The sequence below is a fragment of the Nocardiopsis sinuspersici genome, from assembly GCF_001998325.1.
Taxonomy (GTDB): Bacteria; Actinomycetota; Actinomycetes; order Streptosporangiales; family Streptosporangiaceae; genus Nocardiopsis; species Nocardiopsis sinuspersici.
Genome location: NZ_MCOK01000001.1, coordinates 5,207,007 through 5,230,734 on the forward strand (window position 1 = coordinate 5,207,007; position 23,728 = coordinate 5,230,734).

The 23,728-nt window shown below is 70.9% G+C and carries 26 protein-coding genes; 8 read left to right on the top strand and 18 right to left on the bottom strand.

Annotation, left to right across the window (positions count from 1 at the left end; all coding sequences use genetic code 11):
• The first annotated feature begins 178 nt into the window (after positions 1–178).
• From recR to NOSIN_RS22505, 3 genes are all read left to right on the top strand, one after another.
• On the top strand, positions 179–778 hold the full coding sequence (recR, locus tag NOSIN_RS22495) for a recombination mediator RecR (protein WP_077692643.1): 600 nt from the start codon (positions 179–181) through the stop codon (positions 776–778).
• Positions 779–957: 179 nt separating this feature from the next.
• Entirely contained in the window at positions 958–2,229 is a 1,272-nt protein-coding gene (locus tag NOSIN_RS22500; protein ID WP_077692644.1) for an aspartate kinase, read from the top strand.
• Positions 2,226–3,287, top strand: coding sequence for an aspartate-semialdehyde dehydrogenase (locus NOSIN_RS22505; protein WP_077692645.1), 1,062 nt, complete (start codon positions 2,226–2,228; stop codon positions 3,285–3,287). Before NOSIN_RS22500 ends, NOSIN_RS22505 begins: the two co-directional genes overlap by 4 nt.
• A 119-nt stretch (positions 3,288–3,406) precedes the next feature.
• Here NOSIN_RS22505 and NOSIN_RS22510 read toward each other — a convergent pair whose 3' ends face one another.
• Entirely contained in the window at positions 3,407–4,150 is a 744-nt protein-coding gene (locus NOSIN_RS22510) for a GntR family transcriptional regulator (protein ID WP_077692646.1), read from the bottom strand.
• A 373-nt stretch (positions 4,151–4,523) separates the two neighbouring features.
• Between NOSIN_RS22510 and NOSIN_RS22515 the strand changes: the two genes are divergently transcribed.
• A complete protein-coding gene (locus tag NOSIN_RS22515; protein WP_077692647.1) occupies positions 4,524–4,871 on the top strand; it encodes a PLD nuclease N-terminal domain-containing protein in 348 nt (115 codons plus the stop codon).
• A gap of 175 nt (positions 4,872–5,046) precedes the next feature.
• The gene (locus tag NOSIN_RS22520) at positions 5,047–5,694 is read left to right on the top strand and encodes an HhH-GDP family DNA glycosylase (RefSeq protein WP_077692648.1); all 648 of its coding nucleotides are present in this window, start codon (positions 5,047–5,049) and stop codon (positions 5,692–5,694) included.
• 134 nt (positions 5,695–5,828) lie between these two features.
• Here the strand turns inward: NOSIN_RS22520 and NOSIN_RS22525 are convergent, their stop codons facing one another.
• The 8 genes from NOSIN_RS22525 to NOSIN_RS22560 form a co-directional block, all read right to left on the bottom strand.
• On the bottom strand, positions 5,829–6,605 hold the full coding sequence (locus NOSIN_RS22525) for a cupin domain-containing protein (protein ID WP_077692649.1): 777 nt from the start codon (positions 6,603–6,605) through the stop codon (positions 5,829–5,831).
• Between the two features lie 65 nt (positions 6,606–6,670).
• Positions 6,671–7,117: a hypothetical protein gene (locus NOSIN_RS22530; RefSeq protein WP_077692650.1), complete on the bottom strand. Its 447-nt coding sequence runs from the start codon at positions 7,115–7,117 to the stop codon at positions 6,671–6,673.
• Positions 7,118–7,267: 150 nt separating this feature from the next.
• Positions 7,268–7,882: a pentapeptide repeat-containing protein gene (locus NOSIN_RS22535; RefSeq protein ID WP_227015135.1), complete on the bottom strand. Its 615-nt coding sequence runs from the start codon at positions 7,880–7,882 to the stop codon at positions 7,268–7,270.
• 37 nt (positions 7,883–7,919) lie between these two features.
• Positions 7,920–9,011, bottom strand: coding sequence for a hypothetical protein (locus NOSIN_RS22540; RefSeq protein WP_077692651.1), 1,092 nt, complete (start codon positions 9,009–9,011; stop codon positions 7,920–7,922).
• A 308-nt stretch (positions 9,012–9,319) separates the two neighbouring features.
• Positions 9,320–10,642: a dihydrolipoamide acetyltransferase family protein gene (locus NOSIN_RS22545; RefSeq protein WP_077692652.1), complete on the bottom strand. Its 1,323-nt coding sequence runs from the start codon at positions 10,640–10,642 to the stop codon at positions 9,320–9,322.
• Positions 10,643–10,657: 15 nt separating this feature from the next.
• Complete coding sequence (locus NOSIN_RS22550; RefSeq protein WP_077692653.1) at positions 10,658–11,671, bottom strand: alpha-ketoacid dehydrogenase subunit beta; 1,014 nt, start codon at positions 11,669–11,671, stop codon at positions 10,658–10,660.
• 13 nt (positions 11,672–11,684) lie between these two features.
• Positions 11,685–12,794 carry a pyruvate dehydrogenase (acetyl-transferring) E1 component subunit alpha gene (gene pdhA, locus NOSIN_RS22555; protein WP_077692654.1) on the bottom strand — a complete coding sequence of 370 codons (1,110 nt, stop codon included), beginning with the start codon at positions 12,792–12,794 and terminating at the stop codon, positions 11,685–11,687.
• A gap of 507 nt (positions 12,795–13,301) precedes the next feature.
• Complete coding sequence (locus NOSIN_RS22560) at positions 13,302–13,979, bottom strand: GntR family transcriptional regulator (protein WP_077692655.1); 678 nt, start codon at positions 13,977–13,979, stop codon at positions 13,302–13,304.
• A gap of 734 nt (positions 13,980–14,713) precedes the next feature.
• Here NOSIN_RS22560 and NOSIN_RS22565 point away from each other — a divergent pair.
• A complete protein-coding gene (locus tag NOSIN_RS22565; protein ID WP_077692656.1) occupies positions 14,714–15,478 on the top strand; it encodes a phosphatase PAP2 family protein in 765 nt (254 codons plus the stop codon).
• Positions 15,479–15,617: 139 nt separating this feature from the next.
• Here the strand turns inward: NOSIN_RS22565 and NOSIN_RS22570 are convergent, their stop codons facing one another.
• Both NOSIN_RS22570 and NOSIN_RS22575 read right to left on the bottom strand, forming a co-directional pair.
• Positions 15,618–16,130: an SRPBCC family protein gene (locus tag NOSIN_RS22570; protein WP_077692657.1), complete on the bottom strand. Its 513-nt coding sequence runs from the start codon at positions 16,128–16,130 to the stop codon at positions 15,618–15,620.
• Between the two features lie 30 nt (positions 16,131–16,160).
• Positions 16,161–17,399 carry an MFS transporter gene (locus tag NOSIN_RS22575; RefSeq protein ID WP_236743415.1) on the bottom strand — a complete coding sequence of 413 codons (1,239 nt, stop codon included), beginning with the start codon at positions 17,397–17,399 and terminating at the stop codon, positions 16,161–16,163.
• Positions 17,400–17,517: 118 nt separating this feature from the next.
• On the opposite strand from NOSIN_RS22575, the gene NOSIN_RS22580 reads away from it, so the two are divergent.
• The gene (locus NOSIN_RS22580; protein WP_077692659.1) at positions 17,518–17,877 is read left to right on the top strand and encodes an ArsR/SmtB family transcription factor; all 360 of its coding nucleotides are present in this window, start codon (positions 17,518–17,520) and stop codon (positions 17,875–17,877) included.
• A 165-nt stretch (positions 17,878–18,042) separates the two neighbouring features.
• Here NOSIN_RS22580 and NOSIN_RS22585 read toward each other — a convergent pair whose 3' ends face one another.
• From NOSIN_RS22585 to NOSIN_RS22600, 4 genes are all read right to left on the bottom strand, one after another.
• Positions 18,043–18,552, bottom strand: coding sequence for an ATP-binding protein (locus tag NOSIN_RS22585; protein ID WP_236743416.1), 510 nt, complete (start codon positions 18,550–18,552; stop codon positions 18,043–18,045).
• Positions 18,549–19,118 carry a hypothetical protein gene (locus tag NOSIN_RS22590; RefSeq protein ID WP_077692660.1) on the bottom strand — a complete coding sequence of 190 codons (570 nt, stop codon included), beginning with the start codon at positions 19,116–19,118 and terminating at the stop codon, positions 18,549–18,551. Before NOSIN_RS22590 ends, NOSIN_RS22585 begins: the two co-directional genes overlap by 4 nt.
• 402 nt (positions 19,119–19,520) lie before the next feature.
• Positions 19,521–19,751: a DUF397 domain-containing protein gene (locus NOSIN_RS22595; protein ID WP_077692661.1), complete on the bottom strand. Its 231-nt coding sequence runs from the start codon at positions 19,749–19,751 to the stop codon at positions 19,521–19,523.
• On the bottom strand, positions 19,691–20,497 hold the full coding sequence (locus NOSIN_RS22600; protein ID WP_077692662.1) for a helix-turn-helix domain-containing protein: 807 nt from the start codon (positions 20,495–20,497) through the stop codon (positions 19,691–19,693). The genes NOSIN_RS22595 and NOSIN_RS22600 overlap by 61 nt, the downstream gene beginning before the upstream one ends.
• Before the next feature lie 230 nt (positions 20,498–20,727).
• Between NOSIN_RS22600 and NOSIN_RS22605 the strand changes: the two genes are divergently transcribed.
• The gene (locus NOSIN_RS22605) at positions 20,728–21,261 is read left to right on the top strand and encodes an ATP-binding protein (protein WP_143832976.1); all 534 of its coding nucleotides are present in this window, start codon (positions 20,728–20,730) and stop codon (positions 21,259–21,261) included.
• A 28-nt stretch (positions 21,262–21,289) separates the two neighbouring features.
• Here NOSIN_RS22605 and NOSIN_RS22610 read toward each other — a convergent pair whose 3' ends face one another.
• From NOSIN_RS22610 to NOSIN_RS22620, 3 genes are all read right to left on the bottom strand, one after another.
• Positions 21,290–21,790, bottom strand: a complete 501-nt coding sequence (locus tag NOSIN_RS22610) for a DUF3592 domain-containing protein (protein ID WP_077692663.1) — start codon at positions 21,788–21,790, stop codon at positions 21,290–21,292.
• A 193-nt stretch (positions 21,791–21,983) separates the two neighbouring features.
• Positions 21,984–22,853 (bottom strand): polyphosphate polymerase domain-containing protein, encoded by an 870-nt coding sequence (locus tag NOSIN_RS22615; RefSeq protein WP_375539674.1) that lies wholly within the window; start codon positions 22,851–22,853, stop codon positions 21,984–21,986.
• Positions 22,854–22,927: 74 nt separating this feature from the next.
• On the bottom strand, positions 22,928–23,554 hold the full coding sequence (locus NOSIN_RS22620) for a DUF4956 domain-containing protein (RefSeq protein WP_077693726.1): 627 nt from the start codon (positions 23,552–23,554) through the stop codon (positions 22,928–22,930).
• Between the last annotated feature and the right edge of the window lie 174 nt (positions 23,555–23,728).

Here is a 23,728-nt window from a genome sequence, read left to right on the forward strand (position 1 = left end):
GGCCGACGGTCGGGGAAGGCCCCTCCCGGGGCCGGTCCACGTGCTTGCCCGGGCACCCGCGCACGCCTGTGCGCAGGTGAGAGCCCTCGTGTACCCGGCAGGTCGTCGCTACGGATACGGTGGGAAGACGGGGAGACGGACCGCCCCGAAGCATCCGGTCCGACCTGGTGGGTAGGCGATGTACGAAGGCGCTGTACAGAATCTGATCGACGAGCTCGGGCGGCTGCCCGGCGTCGGTCCGAAAAGCGCGCAGCGCATCGCCTTCCACCTGCTGTCCGCGGAGCACGCGGACGTCAAACGCCTCGTCAACGCGCTTGTCGAGGTCAAGGAGAAGGTGCGCTTCTGCGAGGTCTGCGGCAACGTCGCCGAAGAGGACCGGTGCCGCATCTGCCGCGACGCCCGTCGCGACCCCGCGATCATCTGCGTGGTCGAGGAGTCCAAGGACGTCGTCGCCATCGAGCGCACCCGCGAGTTCCGGGGCCGCTACCACGTCCTGGGCGGCGCCATCAGCCCCATCGAGGGCGTGGGCCCCGACGACCTGCGGGTCAAGGAGCTCATGACCCGTCTGGCCGACGGCAACGTGACGGAGCTGATCCTGGCCACGGACCCCAACCTGGAAGGGGAGGCCACCGCGACCTATCTGGCGCGGCTGGTCAAACCCATGGGGTTGAAGGTGACCCGTCTGGCCAGTGGCCTGCCCGTGGGCGGCGACCTGGAGTACGCCGACGAGGTCACCCTCGGACGCGCCTTCGAGGGCCGCCGCAGCCTGGAGTTCTAGCTCACATTCAGCCTTGATGTAGCCAGATCACGAGTAACTTGCGTCTGACCGGGTAAGCCCGAGCGCTGGTGTGTCAAGACGCCACGCCCTCCCGCCGCAGGTCGGACGGGGTCGACGAGGACGTCGCTGGCTACACTCCATTTCATTGTCTTGATCCCAACTCCTCAGGAGCATCGATCGTGGCCCTAATCGTGCAGAAGTACGGTGGGTCTTCCGTATCCGACGCGGAAGCCATCAAGCGAGTAGCCCAGCGGATCGTCGCTCAGAAAAAGGCGGGATATGACGTCGTCGTCGTGGTCTCGGCCATGGGCGACACCACCGACGAACTGATCGAACTCGCCGAGCAGGTGTCCCCGCTGCCGCCCGCGCGCGAACTCGACATGCTGCTCACCGCCGGTGAGCGCATGTCCATGGCGGTGGTCGCCATGGCCATCGAGAACCTGGGCTTTGAGGCCCGGTCCTTCACCGGCTCCCAGGCCGGTGTCATCACCACGTCGCTGCACGGCAACGCCAAGATCATCGACGTGACCCCGGGCCGCATCCGGGAGGCCGTGGACGAGGGCGCGATCTGCATCGTCGCCGGCTTCCAGGGCGTCTCCCAGGACAGCAAGGACATCACCACCCTGGGTCGTGGCGGCTCGGACACCACCGCGGTGGCGCTGGCCGCAGCCCTGGACGCCGACGCCTGCGAGATCTACAGCGACGTCGACGGTGTGTTCACCGCGGACCCGCGCATCGTGCCGAGCGCGCGGCGCATTCCCCAGATCTCCTACGAGGAGATGCTGGAGATGGCCGCGTGCGGGACCAAGATCCTGCACCTGCGCTGTGTCGAGTACGCACGTCAGTACAACATCCCCCTGCACGTCCGCTCATCTTTCAGCCAGAAGCCCGGGACCTGGGTCGTCCCAGAAGTCGAGGAAAGCGAAGGCATGGAACAGCCGATCATCTCCGGTGTCTCACACGACCGGAGCGAAGCCAAGATCACCGTCGTCGGCGTGCCGGACCGGGTCGGTGAGGCCGCCACGCTCTTCCAGGCCCTGGCCGACGCCGAGGTCAACATCGACATGATCGTGCAGAACGTGTCGGCGGTCTCCACCTCGCGCACCGACATCTCCTTCACGGTGCCCAAGGACTTCGGCAAGGAGACGGTCGCCGCGCTGAAGAAGGTGCAGGACAAGGTCGGTTTCGAGTCCCTGCGCTATGACGACAAGATCGGCAAGGTGTCGCTGATCGGCGCGGGCATGCGCTCCTACCCGGGTGTGACCGCCCGCTTCTTCGACGCCATCGCCTCCTCCGGCACCAACGTCGAGATGATCTCCACCTCGGAGATCCGCATCTCGGTGATCGTCGAGGAGGACCAGATCGACGCGGCCGTCCGGGCCGCCCACAGTGAGTTCAAGCTCGACGCCGACCAGGTCGAGGCTGTCGTGTACGGAGGTACCGGCCGATGAGCAACCGTCTTCCCACCCTGGCCATCGTCGGCGCCACCGGCGCCGTCGGCACCGTGATGCTGGACATCCTGACCCAGCGCGAGAACGTCTGGGGCGAGATCCGCCTCGTCGCCTCCCCGCGCAGTGCGGGCAAGGTCCTGCGCGTGCGCGGCGAGGACGTCGTGGTCCAGGCCCTGGCGCCCGAGGTCTTCGACGGCGTGGACGTCGCCATGTTCGACGTCCCCGACGAGGTGTCCAAGGAGTGGGCGCCGATCGCCGCCGCCCGCGGCGCGGTCGCCGTCGACAACTCCGGCGCGTTCCGCATGGACCCCGAGGTTCCGCTCGTGGTGCCCGAGGTCAACGCGGACCAGGTCCGCAACCGCCCGCGCGGCATCATCAGCAACCCCAACTGCACCACCCTGTCGATGATCGTGGCGATCGGCGCCCTGCACCGCGCCCACGGCCTCACCGACCTGGTGGTCTCCTCCTACCAGGCCGCCTCCGGCGCCGGCCAGGAGGGCATCGACACCCTGCGCGACCAGATGGCCAAGGCCGGTGCCGACCGCAGCCTCGGCGAGAAGTCGGGCGACGTCCGCGCCGCCGTCGGCGAGCTGGGCCCGTTCCCCGCGCCGCTGGCCTACAACGTCGTGCCGTGGGCGGGATCGCCCAAGGACGACGGCTGGTCCTCGGAGGAGCTGAAGGTCCGCAACGAGTCCCGCAAGATCCTGGGCCTGCCGGACCTGCGCGTCTCCGCCACCTGCGTCCGCGTCCCGGTGATCACCACCCACTCGCTGGTCGTGCACGCGACCTTCGCCGACGAGGTGACCGGCGACGCCGCCCGTCAGCTTCTCGGCTCCGCCGAGGGCGTCGTGGTCCAGGACGACCCGGCCAACGGGGAGTTCCCGACCCCGGCCGACGTCGTGGGCACCGACCCGACCTGGGTCGGCCGCATCCGTCAGTCGCTGGACGACCCGAAGTCGCTGGACCTGTTCCTGTGCGGGGACAACCTGCGCAAGGGCGCCGCGCTGAACACCGCGCAGATCGCCGAGGTCGTGGCCCGGGAGTTCACCCAGGCCTGACCTGACCCGCGGGCCCGCGGGCCCGCGAGGCGAACGACGGGGGCGGTGACCGGTGATACCGGTCGCCGCCCCCGCGCGTGTGTCCGGGGCCGACCGCCGGGGTCAGTACCGTCCGGGGATCAGTACCGCCGGGGGTCGCCGGGACGGCGGGGCCGGGCCAGTGTCAGTTTGTAGAGGAGTCGACACTGCTCGACCGACCCGATGAGGTCGGAGGTCTCCACCGGCCGGCTTCCGCTGTAGTGGGTGCGCTCCACCACCAGCACGGGTATGCCGGGGGCCGAACCGAGCAGGGATGCCTCGGAGTCGCGCAGGGCACGCACCCGCACCTCCTCCACCACGCGGTCGACGGGGTGTCCCACGGCGCTGAGCCGTTCGAGCAGCCCGGCGTCGTGCGCGCCGTCGAACGGGGCGCGCAGGGTTCCCGCCGTGAGGACCGCGGGTTCCCAGGACAGGTGCAGGGTGATGGGGGTCCGAGAGGACAGTCCCCGCGAGGTGGTGCGGTACACCGGGTCACCCTCGCGCAGCCGGAGCCGGGAGCTCAGCGGCGGGGAGCACTGCTCCTGCTCGGTGCCGATCTCCTCGCGGCTGAGCCGTCCCAGGCCGGAACCGGAGGAGGAGTCGGTCCTACAGATCCGGAAGACCTCGGGGACGGCGCGCACGAAGTAGCCGGATCCGGGCCGGGACTCCACCAGGCCCTCGGTGACCAGGAGCCGGAGCGCGGTGCGGGAGATCTGCTCGCTGACACGGTAGGAGCGCGCCAGCCGCGTCCGTGAGGGGAGCCGTGTGCCGGGCGGCATCTCCCCGTTCAGGATCGGGCCGCGCAGCTGGTCCGCCAGCCAGAGGTAGCGGGGTTGCCTGGCCATGGTCACAGGGCCCTGTCGGCGGTGCCCCCCGTCCGCCGTCGGCCTCTGTGCCTCGGGGGCGGGGCGGTGGTGCGTGCGGATCGATGGTCGCGGGTACCGGTGCCGCCACCGTCGCCGGCGGGGAATCCGGGGGGGAGGAGGGGAGTGAACCTGCCAGATCGCCGAAGCTCGCCCATGCTTCCCAGTAAAGCAGCCAAAAGCCCTGGTAGGGGGCCTTACCCGGAAGTAGGTGCTTCCGTTCGGCGCACGCCACCGAATCGGAACCCCGGCCGGAGGCGGTCGGAAACGCCCGAAAACCATGAAATAGGCGGGGCAGGATACCTCTGATTATTACCCTGCGTAACAACATGGGTACGCCTTGCTTGGGGGAAGTATGATCACGAGTCTTGCGGACCGTGCGGAGACGGCGGTCGCCTGGGTGGGCGGGATCACGGGGCTGGTCCTGCTGCTCACCGTCGTGGCCCTGGTGGTACTGGTGCTCGCGGCGGTCATCTCGGCGCTGGCCGACCGTGACACGTCCGGGGGAGGCAAGCTGCTGTGGATCGCCCTCGTTCTCTGGTTGCCGGTGCTGGGGGCGATCGCCTGGTTCGTGGTGGGGAAGAAGGGCCACCTCAACCGCTTCCTCGGCATCGACAAGGGGAGGGCGCGTCACACGGTTCCGGTCAGCGTCGGACAGCACAGCGACGTGCTGCCCCAGAGGAACGGGTTGCGCCACGCCTGAGCCGGGAGCGCCGGGCGATGCGTCGGGGGAGCCCCGGGGCCGGGAGGGGACCCGGTTCCGGGGCTCCTCCCGCGTCGGGCCGGGCGCGGGCCCCTGTGGACGGCCGCGTCAGTACCGGTCGGACGGGTATCAGACCCGTGACGGACGGACCGACCACGTCTGGAGGGGACGGGAGATGGCCGAGCACGCCGACGTCGCCCGCGCTGTGGTGGACGAGGCGGGGACGACCCTCGCCGCCGAGGCCGGGATCAGGATGGCGGACAAGCCCGCCGCGCTGTGGCAGTTGCTGGTGCTGGTGAACCTGATGTCCGCGCGCATCTCGGCGGGGATCGCCGTCGCCGCCGCCCGTGAGCTCAACGGGGCGGGCGGTACGACCCCCGACGGGATGGCCGGGCTGAGCTGGCAGGACCGCGTGGACGCGCTGGGGCGGGGGCACTACGTCCGCTACGACGAGAGCACCGCCACCAGGCTCGGCGAGTGCGCCGACCTGGTGCGCGAGGAGTACGGGGGAGACCTGCGCGGGCTCGGGGAGCGCTCCGGGCGGCGGGTCGCACGCCTGGAGTCCGGCCTGAGGGAGTTTCCCGGCATCGGGCCGACGGGCGCCGCGATGTTCTGCCGCGAGGTGCAGGCGGTGTGGCCCTGGCTGCGGCCCTACACCGACGAGTACGTGCTGTCCGGTGCCGGGAAGGTCGGCCTGCCCGAGGACGGGGACAAGCTCGCCGAACTCGTGGGCGGAGACGACATCGCGCCCCTGGCCGCCGGACTCGCCCGCGTCGCGCGTGACGGCGGCCTCGCGGAACGGGTCCGGAGGAGGGCCGGCTGAGGTCAGGCACCGAAGCGGTCGGCGACCAGGCGGTCGGCCAGGCCCGGAGGAGCGCGTGCAGGTGGGGGCGCGGTCTTCGCGAACCTCTTGGCAACGCGGGCGGGAGTCCCGGCGGGCGCCCCCGCAAGGGCTGCTCAGGATGTCTCGAAGTCGGCGAAGTCGAAGCCCGGGGACACGAAGCAGCTGACCAGGACCTCCTCGCCGGCCGACGGCCGTGCGGTCTGCCAGGTACCGGCCGGGACCACCGCCTGGAGGCGTTCGCCCCGCTCGATCCCCGAGCCCAGGGTCACCTGTCCGTCGGGCTCGGGCGATCCTCCCGTTCCGCCGTACTCCAGCACCAGGGGCCCGCCCCGGTTGAACACCCACACCTCGTCCGAGCGCACCCGGTGCCAGCGCGACTCCTCACCGGGGCCCAGCAGGAAGTGGATGCCGGTGGCGGTGGGCCGCGGCCCGGGGTAGCCGTCGGGGCGGACCCCCACCCCGCTGCTCCAGGTCCGCCGGTACCAGCCGCCCTCGGGGTGGGGCAGCAGGTCCAGCGCCTCGGCGGTCGCGGACCGCTCCTCGGCCCCGGTGTACCGGCCCGACGGGTCGCGGCGCAGGTAGAGCACACCCGTCACGGCCTTGCGGGGGATCGGCCCGTAGACGTGCGGGAAGAGGACGTCGTCCCCCACGCCCGGCGGCGGGGCGGGGTCGGCCGCCTCCCAGCGCACCTCGCAGCCGACCGCGTCGGTGTCGACGACGAGGGCGACCAGTCGGCCCGGGGCCTCGGCGTACAGCGCGTTCGCCACGGCCAGCAGCGTGGGCTCGTCCGGCGAGGCGTGCACGAACCCCTGGGAGCGCAGGGAGTCGGCCTCGACGTCACCGCCGGAGGCCCAGCGTTCGAGCTCGGTCATGTGCAACACACGGGACATGCGGCCGACCGTATCCCAGTCAGGAAGGGGTCGTCGTCCACAGCCCGTGGACGAGTCCTCCGATGTCAGAGGCGACGGTCCACACGTGAACCGGTGGCGTACACGATGTACGCCCCGGCCAGGGCCACCACGGACACCGCGACCAGGGCGAAGGCCACCGGATTGATCCACCCGGGAACGATGTCCACGGTCCCGCCGTGCGGAGAGGGGCACACGGTACTGAGCGGGAGCCCGCTGTGGGACACCGGGTATTCCTTGGGGCCCGCGTGGAACATGCAGGTGTTGTCCGGAAACAGGCCGGGGGAGTACTTCAGCCACGCGGAGCCGTAGAGGACGAACGCGCTGATGAGGGTCACCAGGGCGAGGGCGACCAGTGACCGGGGCGCCACTGCCTCCGGCCGGCGCCGTCCCCGCCTCACGAGGCTGTCGGCCTGCCTCAGGAGGACGACGACGGACCCGGTGAACACGGCGATCACGGACAGCGCCAGTAGGCACAGGAGCAGGATGAGCACGGAACATGGTCGCACGTGCGCCCGGGGCCGTGCGGGCCGAGCGGTTGCCGTCGCGCCCGGGCCCGCCGTGTGCCCTGCACACGGGTGAGGCGGGGCGTTCCGGTGAGGACGTGGACGCGGCAGGACCGTCACCGCTCTCCGGTGCACGGGTCAGGAATCGGCGACTCGGACGTTGGGGGCTCCGTTGTCAGCGAACCAGACGGCCAGTTCAGCGCTGCTCAGAATATGAGGGGACTCAGGAGTCCCAACGTCAATGGTGCCCGACACCCACCCGCCGGCCCCGGCGACCGCGCATCCCCGGAGCCTGGCAGAAACAAACCGAGTGGGGCCGCCGACGCCTTCCGGTCCGAACCAGACTTCGCTCAGGTCGGCTTCTCTCAGATCGCTCTCGTACATCCAGGAGCCGTTCAGGAAGGCGCGGAAGAACCTGCTCCCCCGGAGTTCTGATCTGTGGAACCTGGCGCCAACGAACCGGGCGTCTGCGAAGTCGGTGTCCGAGGCCACGCACCCACCGAAGTCGGTCTTCCGGAACGTGGCTCCCACGAAGCTGGAATTGCTGATGTCTGTACCAGAGAGGTCGGACTTGGCGAAGTCACTACGGTCGAAGACGCAGTCACTCATGTCGGCGGACGTGAAGAACATGTAGCTCTGGTCCGATTCGATGAGGTGGGAACCCCTGAAGTCCTTCATTATCCCGTCGAGCCCTTGGCCCTGGCCGCCGTCGCCGTCCATCCAGACAAGGTACTTCCTCAGATCGGCGTTCAAGCGACACTGACGCGCTGGCGGGGCGTCGGTGCACGGGTCAGGGGTTGGCCGTCACGGCGAGCCCGTAGTCGATGACGTGGTAGTTGTCGTTCGATCCCTCTTCCGAGGGGAACCCGACGTGGTCGGCCCAGTCGGTCAGCGACAGGTCCGAGGGGGAGGGGATGCCGAGTGCCTCGGCGGTCTCGATCACCATCATCGCCAGCCGCACCCCGTTGACCTCGTCGTAGGGATACCTCGGCGAGTGGTAGGCGATGTCCTGGCGGAGGTGGCGCTCCTCGGTGGCTCTGGTCCAACCCAGCTCCTCCGGCGTGGGGGACTCCGGGCCGAAGAGGTCGGCCACCGCGTCGTCCAGACCGAGTTCCACGTGCTCACCGAGCTCGAACTGGAAGACCCAGGGGCCGCTGGTGCCAGGAACCCTGCCGTGGAAACCGAAGGAGCGCGAAAGGCCCAGGGCGGTCAACTCGGCGGGCAGGGTGCGCAGGGAGTCGGCCAGCAGCCTGCCGTACTCCTTCCAGTCGGTGTGCCGGGTGATGCCGGCGAAGGACATGCCGGCGTTGTCCCTGACCGGGCGGGTACCGATGAACCCGCCCACGGTTTCGGCCCCGTGTTCGCGGTTGTACCAGAACCAGCCCTCGGCCGGATCGCCGGGCAGGAGTGACAGCACGGGACCCTCTGTGCCCGCCCGCAGTTCCAGACTGTTCCCCCGTCCCCTCCACCGCATGAAGGGAGCACCCCAGCGGGGGATGTCGTCGTGGAAGGAGGCGGAGGTGTCGTCGGCCCCGAGGACATGGGGTTCGACGAACTCCTCACGGAGGCTCTCGGCGATCTCCCCGAACGCCTCGACGTGCTCTCCGACCCCGCCCCGGACCTCCTTCACGAGGAAGTGCAGACCCACGTACTCCTCCGTGGTCACGTGGATCTCCATGAACTCGTCCACGGGTCGCAGCCGGGCCTCTCCGAAGTCCTCCTCGGCGCGCAGACATGGCCCCCGCTCGCCGTCGACCCACTCCCAGCCCTGGTCGGCGGCCATCGCGCGCAGGTCCGCCTCGGTCCACTTCCCGGGGGAGAGGCGCCGAAGCCGGCGGGCGAGTTCCACGACGTCACTGACCGCCCGGGTTTCCTGGACCATGTTTCCTCCCACGTGCCGTTCGGACCGCACCGATCATGGCAGCCGCCGGTGACGGAACGACACCGGCACGTATCCGACCGAAGGCGCGGACGTCGGCCCCCGTCTCTCCACAGGCTGTGGACGGGTGGCGGGAAGCCGGTCCCGTGGCGCTCTGTCGCCATGTCGACTGGTCGGCACGGCCACCTGTCCGCTTGTCCACAGGCTGTGGACGGAATCCGTCGGCGCCGGGCACCGGGAACGACGGACGCCCCGGCCGTCTCCGGCCGGGGCGTCCACCAGCGAGGATGCCGCTGTCTCGGCTCCCGTGGCTACAGGATGATCCGCATCGGCTCCTCAAGGATCTCGGCGAGGTCCTTGAGGAAGGCGGCGCCCACGGCACCGTCCACCGCGCGGTGGTCCACCGACAGCTCCAGGGAGATCCGGTTGCGCACGGCCACCTCGCCGTCCACGGCCACCGGCTCCTGGCGCATGGCGCCGACCGCGAGGATGGCCGCCTCCGGCGGGTTGATCACCGCGGCGAAGCTGTCCACGCCGAACATGCCGAGGTTGGACACGCTGAACGTGCCGCCGCTCATCTCCTGCGGCTTCAGCTTGCCGTCACGGGCCTTGCCCGCCAGCTCGCGCGTGCGCGTGGAGATCTCCGACAGGGTCGCCTTGTCCGTGTCGTGCAGCACCGGCACGACCAGCCCGGCGTCCACGGCCACGGCCACGCCGACGTTGACCCGGCGGTGCTGGAGCAGCTTGTCGTCCACCCACGAGGTGTTCACCTCCGGGTGCAGCTTCAGCGCCGTCGCGCAGGCCTTGACGATCAGGTCGTTGAAGCTGATCTTCGCGCCCGTGCTGGACAACTGCTCGTTGACCTGCGCGCGGAAGGCCTTGAGGGCCTCGGCGTCGATCGTGCGGCGCAGGTAGAAGTGCGGCACCGTCTGCTTGCTCTCGGTCAGGCGGCGCGCGATCACCTTGCGCACGTTGCTGACCTTGAGCTCCTCGGAGTCGCGGCCGTCGTCGAAGGACGGGGCGGTCGCCGCCATCGAAGCGGCGGGCTTCGCCTCCTCCTTGGCAGCGGCGGCGGGAGCGGCCTCCTCGGCGACACCGCCCTCCCGGGCGGCCTCGATGTCGGCGCGCACGATCCGGCCCTTGGGGCCCGACCCCTTGATCTTCGTGATGTCCAGGCCGTACTCCCTGGCCAGCCTGCGGGCCAGCGGGGAGGTGCGGGGACGCGGGGCCTCCTCGGAGGGCTCGGGCGCCCCGGCGGGCTCCGCGGACTCCTCGGCCTTCGCCTCGGAGCCCTCGGCCGCCTCCTTCAGCTCCTCGGCCTTCTCCGCCTGCTCCTCCTCGGGCGGCTCGGGGCGCTGCTCCGCGCCGCCGTCGCCGGAGTCCTCGGGCACCGCGTCCGGGGAGTCGGCGATCACACCGATGACCGCGCCGATCGGCACCGTCTCGCCCTCGGAGACGGACTGCTTGACCAGGAAGCCGTCCTCGTAGGCCTCGTACTCCATGACGGCCTTGTCGGTCTCGATCTCGACCAGGACGTCACCGGAGGCGACCTTGTCGCCCACGTTCTTGACCCACGTGCTGATGACGCCTTCCTCCATGGTGTCGGAGAGGCGCGGCATCTGGATCTCGCTCATGCTTGGAATCTCCCTCTACCCGACCCGTTTGCCGACGGCGCTCAGGGTCTCCTTGATGGCGGTGCTGATCGATTCGACCGACGGCAGGGCCGCCGTCTCCAGCGGCTTGGCGTAGGGCATGGGGACCTCCGCCATCGCCACCCGGCGGACCGGTGCGTCGAGGTAGTCGAAGGCGCCCTCCTGGATCGAGGCGGCGATCTCCGCGCCGATCCCGTAGGTCAGCCAGTCGTCCTCGCAGATCACCGCGGCACCGGTCTTCTTCACCGAGTCCACGAAGGTCTGGCGGTCGAGCGGGCGCAGGCTGCGCAGGTCGACGACCTCGACGTCGATGTCCTCCTCGGCCAGCTTCTCGGCGACCTGGCCCGCCACCATCGCCATCCGGGAGTAGCCGATGAGGGTGATGTCGCTGCCCTCGCGCGTGACCTTGGCGCGGCCGATCGTGGCGACGGAGTCGTTCTGCGGCTCGGCGTAGCCGTCGGCGACCTCGCCCTTGGAGTTGTACAGGCCCAGGTTCTCCAGGAACAGGACCGGGTCGTCGTCGCGGATGGCCGCGCGCAGCATCTCCGAGGCCTCGGCCGGGGTGCTGGGAGCGAGCACCTTCAGGCCGGGGATGAAGGAGTAGAACAGCTCGATGTTCTGCGAGTGCGTGGCACCGAGCTGCTGGCCGCCGCCGCCCGGCGTGCGGATGACCATGGGCACGCTCGTCTGGCCGCCGAACATGCCGTAGATCTTGGCGGCGTGGTTGATGATCTGGTCGATGGCGATCAGCGAGAAGTTGATCGTCATCAGCTCGACGACCGGGCGCAGGCCCAGCATGGCCGCGCCGACGGCCGCGCCGACGAAGCCCTCCTCGGCGATCGGGGTGTCCTTGACCCGCCGGGGGCCGAACTCCTTGAGCAGGCCCTCGGTGATCTTGTAGGAGCCCTCGAAGACGCCGATCTCCTCGCCCATGACGAGGACGTTCTCGTCGCGGACCATCTCGGCGCGAAGGGTGTCCCGCAGAGCCTGGCGGTAAGTGATCACAGACATGTGGGTTCCTTCCCTACTCCGCGAACACCGGGTCGGCGGGCATGCGGGTGGACTCGTTGGGCACCGGGGTGGCGTAGGTGTAGTCGAAGAGCGTGGACACGTCCGGGTGCGGGCTGTTGTCGGCGAACTCCGCGGCCTCGGCGACCTCGGCCTTGACCGCGGCGGCGATCTCGTCGCGCAGCTCGTCGGTGAGGATGCCCTCCTGGCTGAGCCTCTCGCCGAACAGGGCGATCGGGTCGTTCTCCTGCGACCGCGCCTCTTCCTTCTGCTCGTCGGTGCGGTACTTGGCCGGGTCGACCACCGAGTGGCCCTTCATCCGGTAGCTCCACGCCTCCAGCAGGAACGGGGTCTGCTCCTCGCGGGCGCGCTCGACCAGCCGCGCGGCCGTGTCGCGGACCGCGAGGACGTCGCGGCCGTCCACGCGCTCGCCCTCGATGCGGAAGGCGCCGCCGCGCTTGTACAGGTCGGGCTCGGCGGAGGACTTCTCGACCGTGGTGCCCATGCCGGTGAAGTTGTTGACCACCACGAAGACGATCGGCAGGTTCCACAGCTTGGCGATGTTGAGGGTCTCGTGCCAGGCGCCGATGTTGGTGGTGCCGTCGCCCATCTGGCACATGACGACCTCGTCGCCGCCCCGGTAGGAGATGGCCAGCGCGGCACCGGCGGCCAGCGGAAGCTGCCCGCCGACGATGCCGTAGCCGCCGAGCATGCGGGTCTCGGTGTCGAACATGTGCATGGAGCCGCCCCAGCCCTTGGACACGCCGTCGACGCGCCCGTAGAGCTCGGCCATGACCCGCTTGGGGTCCATGCCCTTGGCGATCGCGTACCCGTGGTCACGGTAGTTCGTGAACAGGTAGTCGCTCTCGCGCAGGGCGGTCATCAGGCCGACGACCGTGGCCTCCTCGCCGAGGTTGAGGTGGCAGTATCCGCCGATCTTCGCCTGGGTGTAGGCCTGGGCGGTGCGCTCCTCGAACCGCCGGACGAACATCATCTGGCGGTAGTAGTCGAGGAGGGTGTCGGGTTTCTCGTCGGTGATGCCGGGGGAGGTGTCCTTGCGGCCGCGGCGGCGGGTCCCTGAGGACCTGGCGGCGGTGCGGCCCTTCGGCTTGGCCGTGTCAGCCATGGTGTGCCTTTCTACGTGCGAGAAGGCCCGTCGCACCGGTCTGTGGACCGGGGTGCCAGGCCCGCCGCGTTCCCGCTGTCGGGCGTGATCGCGGTGTTCGCCTCCGCCCGGCTCATGGGCGTCGGCGCTCTGTGGCTGTTGCGGGGCGCGTTCCGGGGAGCGTGGCTCGTCCTCCCCGGACGCGAAGCGCTGATGGAGTCTCGTGTGCAGTTGTCCGCCGGACCCCTGCCCGCATTGCTTCCCGGTCTGCATCGGCCTATGCATCCGGGATCCGGCGCGGCGGTGCCGGTCGCCCGGGTTCGTCCACCGGCCGGATGAACGACTCCGGGTGACCGGGAGGGGTTCCACGTGTGTGACGTGCGTCGCGCACACTCTACGGTCTGATCGATGATCGATCAATACAACTGTATGTGAGACGGCCGGGAAAGGGTGCGTCGGGGCAGGTCACGTGCCGGGCGACAACTTCGCCGCCGCACGTCCGGGTGGGCAGATGTGCGTCCGGACGGGTCAGTGCACGCCCTGGTGGGACTGGAGCGCCGCCTCCACGTAGTTGAGCACGTGGTCGCTGAGCATCTGTCCCACCGAGGGGTCGCCCTCGCGGAAGGCCCGGGTGATCTGGGCGTGGTCGGCGGCCTTGGCGTGCAGCTCCATGTTCAGCCAGCGCACCGACAGGGCGGTCCACACCTCCACGCCCAGCGACTCCCAGGTGTGCAGCAGCACGCTGTTGTCGGCGGCGCGCACGACCTCGCGGTGGAACTCCACGCTGTGGCGGATCTGCTCGGACACGTCACCCTGCGCGGTCGCCCGGCGAAGGGCCTCCACCTCCCGCTCCAGCGGGGAGGGGTCGGCCGCCAACCGGGGCGCCGCCAACTGCGCGGCGACCAGCTCCAGCCCGGCGCGGACGGGGTAGATCTCGGCCATGTCCTGGACCCCGAAGGCCCTGACCCGGGCGCCCTTGTTGGGGACCGTCTCGATCAGGCGCAGGGTCTCCAGCTCGCGCAGGGCCTCGCGGACCGGCGCCTGGCTCACCTTCAGCTCCGTGGCGACGCGGCGTTCCACGATCCGCTCCCCGGGCTGCCAGCGTCCGGACAGCAGGCCCTCGACCAGTACCTGCCGGATCTGTTCCCTCAACGGCTCGCGGGCCAGTTTCGAGGGATCATCCGGCAGCTGTGGCAGGTCGACCATCCAGGGCCCTTCCGTTCCACGGCCAGCGCACGGCGCGCGGACCGGTTCGCTCAGCGTCGTACAGACTCCTTGAAGAGTGCCACACACACGCGGGTCAACCGGACAGCAGGCCTCGAACCGCTAACGGAAGCCTCACGAACGTGTCGCACGGCGGTGAACCGCCGCCGTCCAGTATCGGGGTTTCGGGCAAAGTCCGAGGCGGGGGAGAAGATACGTGTGTGAACACACCCTCGATACTGAGGAGGGGCCGGGTAGGCTCATCTGTCGGCAATATTCACACAAAGCCGTACGGAGCGTGACGCACGTAACGGCGAGGAGACCGATGGGAGCGCCCTGACCTGCGCCCGCCATGTGAGAGAGGTGCGCAGTGCGGTACGGACGCCGTCGTCGGCCCCCTGTGCCTCGGACGTCGATCCCGCCGACGGCCGGTCACGAAGCAGTGAACCAGTTCCAAGGACCGACCGTCGAACGGAGGGGGGTGGAGGTGTCCATCCTCCACAGTCCGCTCCGAGCCGACCCTGAGGACGTCAGATCAGTTCCAGCAACCACGGCTAGCCCATCCCCCCACGCTTCACGAGTGCCACAGGCCAGCCCACGACACGTGAGACAGCACTGAGCACATGACGCACTCTCCGAGGACCCGACGACATCCACGGGCCAGGCAGTTGACCAAGCCATACGACAGGCAAACGCGGCCGCTCCCGGCCGCGGGACCGTACAGCGGACCCATCCCCGTGGTACGTACCAACGAGTACGACCCCGGGCCACCCGTCGTGCGCGCGGTCCGGTGGCCGAGTGTGAGCGAGATCGCGTGGGGCCTGGCCTCGGACCGCGTCGCCATCATGCTCGCCGTCGCGCTGATCGTCATGACGATGCTCGCCGCGGGGCCCCTGCACCCGGTGGACAACTTCCTGAACGAGCTGCCCAGGCCCTACTGGGACCTGCTCCGGGAACCGCTCATCCACTGGCTGGACACGGTCGCCTCCCGTGCCGTCGCGCTGCCGGTCCTGGGCGTCACCGCGCTCCAACTGGCCTACTGGCACCGCAGTTGGCGCCCGATCGTGCTGAGCGGGGTCGGGGTCGTGGGAATGATGTCCATGGTCTCGGTGATGAAGCTGGGCACCAGCCGGGGGCACGCCAAGAACTACGACCCGGACTTCTTCCTGGGACCGGGCAACGTGGCCTTCCCCTCCGGGCACGGGGCGAACGCGATCCTCATCTACGGGCTTGTGCTGTTCCTGATCATCCGGTTCGGCGCGGCCCGGCCGCACATCATCCGGCGTCTGGCGTACTGCATCGTCGGCATCGCCGTGTTGCAGTCCACCGTTTCGGTCTACCTGCACTTCCACTGGTTCACGGACCTGGTGGCGGGGATGTTCGCGGGCGGTTTCGCGCTGCGGATGACGATCCGGCTGGACCGGATGTTCCCGCACGGACGCACCGCCGAGTGGTGGCCCTGGTACGGCAGGCAGGAGGGCCCGCTCCCCGCGAGGGAGTGAGCTCCCGGGGCCGAGGGGTCCGGGACCCGGGCTCCCGGGACCACCCACGAGGCACCGCGCCCGCCGGACCCGGTCCGGCGGGCGTTTTCCGTGTCCGGGGCCTCGCCCGCCCTTCGTCCGGCCTTCGCGGGGGGCGGAGTCAGGCACCGCCCTCCAGGAGCTCCCGCATCCGGGCCAGGCGTGCGAGGAACATCCGGTCCATCACGGGTCTCAGGACCGTCCTGTCCACGACGGGCCCGAGGCGGCTGGCGAACTCCACCCGGTCGGTGTAGGCGGTGACGGCCCCTTTCGGCTCGACCGAATGTGTGTGCCGGAAGTACCGGAACAGGCCCCGTAGTTGCAGGTCGGTGAAGCGGACACCGTCCTCGAAGGACTCGATGACGCCGACCCAGCGCACGGGGAGCACGCCGCCCAGGCGCCAGCGCAGCACCATCACCTCCCCCTGGGCGAATCCGCGTCCGGGCCAGCGCAGGACCTCCACACCACTGGGCATGGACTCCTCGAAGCCCGACCTGCTCGTGCAGAACGAGAACACCCGGTCGGACGGTGCGTCGAAGAGCGCCGTGTAGACCGCCGTGCTCGTGGAGCGGGGGCGTTCGGTGGTGCGCGGCCCGCTCAGGAACCCGCGTTCGTCTGTCTCTCTCCCGGCCATGGCCTCCTCCGCGCCGCTGTCGGAGTCGGCCTACCCCGGCGCCGACCGGCGGGAACCAGCGCCGGGGATCCGCGCCGGGGACCCGGGGCGCCACAATCCCACCGCCGCCACGGCGCACACCCCGGTCAGCAGCGTGGTCCCGCCCAGCACCAGGACCGGGTCCAGGGATCCGGCCCACCCCGCCAGCGGGTAGGTGATGAGGAAGCAGGCGTGGGAGAGCGAGAACTGGGCGGCGAAGACCCCCGCGAGCCCTCCCTCCGGGGCGGCGTCGCGCAGCAGCCGCCCGGTGGGCGCGGCCACCAGCGCGCACCCCGCGCCCAGCACCACCCAGCCCGCACCGAGCACGAGCGGTCCCGGGGCGAGGGCCCAGCCCAGGGTCAGGGCCGCCGCTCCCGCGGTGATGACGCCGGGGCCGGCCAGCATCAGTGCGCGTGTGCCGAAACGGTCCACCAGCGCTCCCAGCGCCAGCGCCACCGCCATGGAACCGGCGCCGAAGCAGGCCAGCACCAGGGCCACGCCGGTGTCGGTGCCGTCCAGGTGGGAGCGGACGAGGACGACGGTGTCGACCAGGACCAGCGCGGTGACCACGGCCACGGCCGTGTTCAGGGCCATCAGCGCGCGCAGGCGCGCGTCGGTGGCGAAGACCCGCCAGCTCGCCGCGGCCCGGCGCGGACTCCGCGAACCAGGGGTCCGCGCGGGCAGGGCGGTGGTGGCCACCAGGGTCCCGGAGACGGCGAAGCCGAGCGCGGTCAGCGCGAACAGGCCGTCGAAGGGCACCACGAGCAGCACGAGCGCGGCCAGCAGCGGCGAGGCCAGCGACTCCAGGTCGTAGGCGAGGCGGGACAGGGCCAGCGCCGAGGTGTAGCCGCGGTCGTCGACCAGCTCGGGGATGACCGCCTGGAAGGTGGGGGTGAAGGCCGCCGACGCGCACTGGAGCACGGCGATGAGCACGTACACCTGCCACACCTGGTCCACGAACGGCAGGCACGCCACCGCCAGGGCGCGCACGGCGTCCGAACCCACGAGCACCGCCTTGCGCGGGGCGCGGGACAGGGCCGCGGTCAGCAGCGGTCCGGCGCCCACGTAGGCGAGCATCTTGATGGTCAGGGCGGTGGCCACCACCCGCCCCGCCTGGTGCGGGGCCAGGTCGTAGGCCAGCAGCGCCAGGGCGACCGTGGCCAGCCCCGTGCCCGCCAACGCCACGACCTGGGCGAAGAACAACCTGCGGTAGGACCGCGAGCCCACCAGCACCCGCCACACCGGGACCACCACCTGAGAGTAAGGAGGAATCGAACACCACACACCATACAAGTGCGCAAGTACGCACGTATAGACATGTGGTCGCCGGAGTCCCGGGCCGGGGCCGGGCGCGTCCTAGACTGCGCACATGCGCACGAGCGACGAGCAGGCCGAACCCAGCCGCGTGCACCCGGCTCCGCCCGAACCCGAGCGGCTCGCCGTGGCCGCCGGGGTGTTCGCCCTGCTGTCCGACCCCACCCGGCTGCACCTGCTGTGGACCCTGGCCGAGGGCGAGGCCGACGTGGGGCAGTTGACCGAGGCGTGCGGCGCCTCGCGCACCGCGGTCTCCCAGCACCTGGCCAAGCTGCGCCTGGCCGGGCTGGTGGAGTCGCGCAAGCAGTCCCGGCACGCCATCTACCGGCTACGCGACGGGCACCTGCGCCGCCTGGTGCTGGAGGCGCTCAACCACGCCGACCACGTCGTGACCGGCGAGCCCTTCCACGACTGATCCGCGCGGGCGCCGGGCCCGTGCGGCGCCGAGGACGTCTCCTCCGGCGTGAGTGGTGGCGCCGGACCCGGGGAACACCCAGTAGATCGCGGGGTTCCGCCGTAGCGGGAGGGGCGTCGCGACAGGCCACCGTCCCGATCGGATACGGGATGGTGGCCGTCTCGTTCAACGGGTGAAGACGTACGGGCGCAGGCCCCGGGGAGCCCGCTCGGGGTCCACGTCGAAGACCGCCCACACGTGGGTGCCCAGGTCCGCCCAGGGGGCCAGCCGGAAGTGGCCCCACGCACGGGACAGGTTCGCAACGAGCAGCAGTCCGCGTTGGCCCTCGGCCCGGCTCCACTCGTCCGCGCCGCGCTCGACCGGGACGCGGGGAACGCTCCCGCCGCCCCCGCAGTCGCTCACCGAGAGGCGCAGGGTGCGCCGGTCCGGCATCGACAGCGCGCGCAGCACCTCGCCGCCCCCGCGGCCGGAGCCGGTGTACCTGACGCAGTTGGCGAACAGTTCGCTGGCGCACAGCCGCACGGTCTCCACCAGGTCGTCGTCGAACCCGGCCAGGTCCCGGGCCAGGTCCCCGCGGACCCGCGACAGCCGCGCCAGGTCGCCCGGGTAGAGGCGGTGCTCCCAGAACACGAGGGGCCGGGGCTCCTCGGCCGGGGCCACGGCCGGCGGGTTCACGCCGGGACCTCCTGCCGCCGCTGGTCGAGCTGTCGCCGCTGGTCGAGCCAGGCGCGCGTGAGGGAGGCGAGTTCGTCCCACTCCGAGGGCCCGGACGGCCGGACGACCCCGAACCGGGGCGCGGGTCCGGAGAGCAGGTCGCCCTCCGGGGAGGCCGACCACTGGCGCAGGAGGGCGGCGGCGCGTTCCTGGACGCGGGCGAACTCGCGCCGCACGTCGTCGGACGCGGGGGCGGGCTCGGGGGCGCGTGGCCCGGGAACCCGGACTTCGGCCGTGCGGAGGTGCGCGTGCGCGGCGAGGTAGGGACGGACCAGGGCGGTGTCCTCGGCGGGGGCGGTCCGGCTCGGCGGCGCCGGACGCGGCACGGAGGGGAGGGGCCTCGCGGCCTCGCGGACCGGGAGAGCCGAGGGAGTCAGGGGAGCCGGGGGAGCGTAGACGTAGCGGCGGACGCGGGTGGAGCGGCGGCGGCGACCGGCCACGGCGGAGTGGCGTCCGCAGGGGGAGGAGAAGAGCGCGATCAGCGGGCCGAGGGCACGGCTGAGAAGCGCAGCGCTAAAATAGAGCACGCTGGCAATCCTTGGTGTTAAAGAGGTGGAAGTTGCTGGCCACGACCCCGGGCGGCAAGTAACCGTCGCGGGGTCATCTCGTGGATTGAGTTGTGTTTTCGCAGCCAGATTAGAGCACGGATGTTCGTGCGGGGACGTTTTCCGCGAAGCTGCCGGAAAAAGCTGGCCCGGCGTGGCGTTTTCCCAGCTCAGTGTGCATGAAAAAAGGCCAGCTTTATTTGCTGGCCCTGTCCAAACAATCCTTCATGTCGGAATTGGTGGCATTTATTCGTGGGGTGTTCCGGGCCTCCCTCCAGGCTCGGCCGTCCTGTGCCGGGGTTCCATCGCCGTCGGTGGGGGAGTGGCCGGGACGAAGCCGGGGGTGGCACTCCCCGAGGGAGCGTCACTCCCTCCGGCTTCGGTTCAGCCGTGGTCCGTGGTGGAGCGCAGGAGGGCCGTCCACTCGTCGGCGGCGAACGACAGGTGTCCCAGTTCCCGGTTCTGCGTGTCCCGCATGAGGACCGCGTCAGGGGTCTCGTTGACCTCCACGCAGCTTTCCCCGGTGGAGCTGTAACTCGATTTGTGCCAGCCGTTCACAGTGCCTGCCTCATCTCTCCGAGCTTCCTCGCCGTGACGTCCGGGGGAAGCGCCCATGCCTGGAGCTTGCTGAACACAGTCTCCATCTTCCGGGTCTCCTGCTCGTCGTCGGTGAGGTACTCCCCGATGGCGTGCTCCGCGCACAGGAGGGGCTGCTCACCCTCGATGTATACCAACCTGAACGCTCCGCTGAGCCAGGCCAGGTCGCTTATCCCCGAGGGGAGAACCTGGAGGGTGACCGTGGGCCGCTCGGCCTCCTGGATCAGGCGGTCCAACTGTTCCCGCATGACCTCGGACGCGATCGGCCTGGTGAGGGCCAGTTCGGTCAGGATCACGTTGAGCACGAGACCCCCGTCCGTGTCCAGGTCCTTGCGCCAGGACTCCCGTGTCCGGATGACGTTCTGGATGCGCTTCTCCGAGGCGGTGGGCACGGTGTGGGTGACGATGACCCGCGCGTACTCGGGCGTCTGGAAGAACCCCGGCACCACCAGCGGGTGGAAGAAGCGGATCTCGTGGGCACGCTTCTCGTACCCGCGCGACTGCTCGTACCAGTCGAGGGCCGCCTGCGCCCGCACCACGTCGTTCCAGGCCCGGAGCAGGGCACCGTTCGTACGCAGTTCCCGGTCCAGGTCCCGCACCACGTCCGCGTTCGGAGCCCGCTTCGCGTTCTCCAGCTTTCCCAGATAGGTCGCCGACCACTCGGCTCTGTCCGCGAGTCTGTTGAGCGAGAGCCCCTGCTGGGTGCGCAGTCGCTTCAGGTGCAGTCCGAACCTGACCCACTCCGATTTCCGGGGCTCGTCCATGCGTACAGCTTGTCACTGAATGCATACGTGCGTATACGGAACCGGCCAGTTCGCGGCCATCCCGTACAACCGCTTTTCCGGTGTCGTCGCAGGTGGAAGGGTCGGGAAGGGAAACCCGCCGCACCAGTCCGATAAGTCCTTTCCGGCCGGGGCGGCGAAATGTCCCGGCGGCTGTGATTCCAGCCCCGGGACACGGTCCACACCCGCCTTCTCAGACAACAGGTACGAACATGAACGAGACTACTCCGGACCGGTCCGTCCCCACGGGTGCGCACGGCCACCGGTGCGCGGCCATCGCGCCCCCGTGGCGGCTGCGGTTCTCCGACCCCGACCGGTGCGGCATCGTCCTCGGGCCCGATCCCGGACACGTCCGCCTTGCCCGTGACTGGGCCCGTCGCAACTCCCGCGCCACCCGTCGCCAGGCCGACGACCTCGTCCTGGCCGTGAGCGTCCTGGTCACCAACGCCTTGCAGCACACGCGCTCCGGTGGTCCCGGCGGCACCACACAGGTCGTCCTGTACCGGCGCCCGGCCACCTACACCCTCTCGGTCACCGACAACGGCCCCAGGCCGGGACCGGCCATCCCCTTCCCCCGGGTGGAGGCGGCCACCAACCCCCTGAGCCCCACCGGCAACGGGCTGCGCCTGCTCGACGCCCTCTGCGCCTACTGGGACTGGACCGGCGCCGCCGGAGAGCCCCTGACCGTGCGCGCCGTCCTCGACCGCGCCGCGACCCCGGTGAGGTTTCACGTGAAACCTTCCTGACCTGGGAGGGCGCCGGGGCCGGCGGCACTCACCCGGCGAACCTCTCCCACACCGGGGACACGATGAGCCCGATCAGGAGCAGCAGTCCGGGCAGCAGCACCACCATGAGGATGATCCGGCCCCCCGGCCCCGGGCCGGGGGACTCGACCGCCTCCACGCTGTGGGGGCGGTCCGGCTCTCCGGGGGCGTAGGCGATGGCGAGGGTCTGGCCGGTCTCGGGGACCGACCGCCGTTCGCGCAGGACGACGTCCTCGTAGGTGGTGCCCTGGACGGTGTAGGTCACGAACACGGTGGTGCCTCCGCCCATCGGTCCGCCTCCGGAACGCTTCCGCACCTCGGTGACCACCGCCTCGGCGCGTCCGGACAGGCCGGTGGCGGGCTCGGGCTCAAGCATCTTCCAGGCGCCCCCCATCACCAGCACCGTCACCAACAGCAGGGACGCGACCGCGATCGCGGTACCGGACCAGGAGCGCTCGCGGCCTCTCCGGGGGCCGTCGGGCGCGGGCGGGGGAGGGGTGGAGCCGGGCACGGGGGCCTTCCGGTGGGGATCGACTCCGATACCGATCCCCTCGGGGCGGGCGGGTAAACCCGGGCGGGCGCACGCGGTACTGCGCCACATCGGCCAGGTCGCGCGAGGGGCGGGCCGAAGGGCGGCACCGAGTCCCCGGTGCGCGGGAGCGCACTCCTTGGAGGTGCGATCCCGCGCACCGCGCGCGACCCCGTCAGGAACCGGGGCCCCACCGCCCGTTCCCCTCGGCGGCCGGCGGCCCGCCCGCGCCGCGCTCCGGGGAGCACGGCACGGGACGGTCCAGACAGGCCCCCATCGCCCGGTGCCAACGGTTGCCCCGCAGCCGGGGCTCCAGCGCGGCCACCGTCGCCCCGTACTTGGTGAACCCCGCCTCCCGGAACCCGAGCCCGTGCAGTCCTCGCTCGGTCGACGTGAGCCCGCCCCGGGTCTTGACCTCCAACAGCACCACGTCCGGGCGCATCCGCACCGACCACCCGCCCCGGTGGCCGACCAGGCCGGTGTCCACCGTCACCCGCTCCTCACCGTCGAGGGCCACGACGGTGGTGCGCCGGTAGTCGGTCACCGCGCAGGCCTCCAGCGTGTCCGGCGGCTCCACGCCGTAGGCGAGCAGGGTGTCGTCCAGGAACCGCCGGGTGGCGGGGACCAGCCGGTCCGGCGGCCCCGCGTACTCCGTCCGCACCTTGTCGGTGACCCCGCGCGCACCCTTGAGCTTGACCTCGAACACGCGCGTCCCCGTGTCCACGTACGTGCGCGTGCGGACCTTGAAGCGCACCCGTCGCCCCTGCCGGTGGTCGTGGAAGGTGCGCAGGCCGGGGGTGTCCAGGTAGGTGGACGAGTACCGGAAGCTCCGCCGTCCGTCGATCGTCAGCACCCCGAACCGGTCACGGGCCCCCGCGAACAGGGGCTCCAGCAGCTTCGCGGGCACCAGGTACTTGCGGCAGGTCCGGGTGACCAGGGCGGCGCGCTCGTTGGTCTCGGCGAGCGACACCGGGCGCAGCGCCGCCAGGAGCGGGGCGTCCGCGTGCGGGGGAAGGGCGGTGTCCACGGGTGCGGGCGTCTCCACGGGTTCGGGTACCTCCGGGGGCACGAGGGTTCGCACGGGTGCGGGAGCGCGCGGGGGCGCGGGGGCGGCGGGGCTCAACGCCCGCCCAGCCAGTCCGTCAGCGGGGTGAGGACGGAGTCCCGTGGGCGCCCGCGTCCGGCGGGGGCCGGTGCGGACACGGGCCGGGGCACCCGGAACCGCACGTCCACGACCATCAGGTCGCGTACGTAGTCGACCTCGGTGACCTCGATCCTGCCCACCCGTGCGCGCAGCCGCGCCTCCAGGTCCTGGCGCAGGGACACGGGGTCCTCGTGCACCACGTCCAGGGTGAGGACGCGGCGCCCGTACCGCGCGAGCAGGTGCGGGTGGTCGGCCACGTACATGCAGGTGAGCAGCAGCGCGTCGAGGCCCAGCAGCGTCCACGGAGCCGGCGCCGCCACGGCGTTGACCAGGCCCAGGGCGATCGCGGTGAAGTAGTAGCCGATCTCCCCCTGGCTGATCAGGTCCGACCGCAGCCGCAGGATCGACAGCACGCCGAACAGGCCGAAGCCGACCGCCAGGCCGACCTCCCGGCTGGTCAGCATGGACACCACGGCGAAGATGCCGGTGTTGAGCGCCACGTAGGCCAGCAGCAGGTCGCGCCGGCCGTGGCGCCGGAAGTAGAGGACGTACGACAGGAACGTGATCGCGATCGTGTTGACCGCCAGGGCGAACCAGAACATGGCGACCATCCTCCGGACACGCGGTGAGGAGTCCGTGAGAGCCGGATGAGGGAACCCTCATCCCCGCCACGCGAAGGCCGCCGGCCTCCGACGCGAGGGGGCGGGGGCGCCGTCCACGCCCCCGCCCCTCCGTCACCGGAGCATCCCCGGCCGGCTCCCGCCCCGCACGGACCC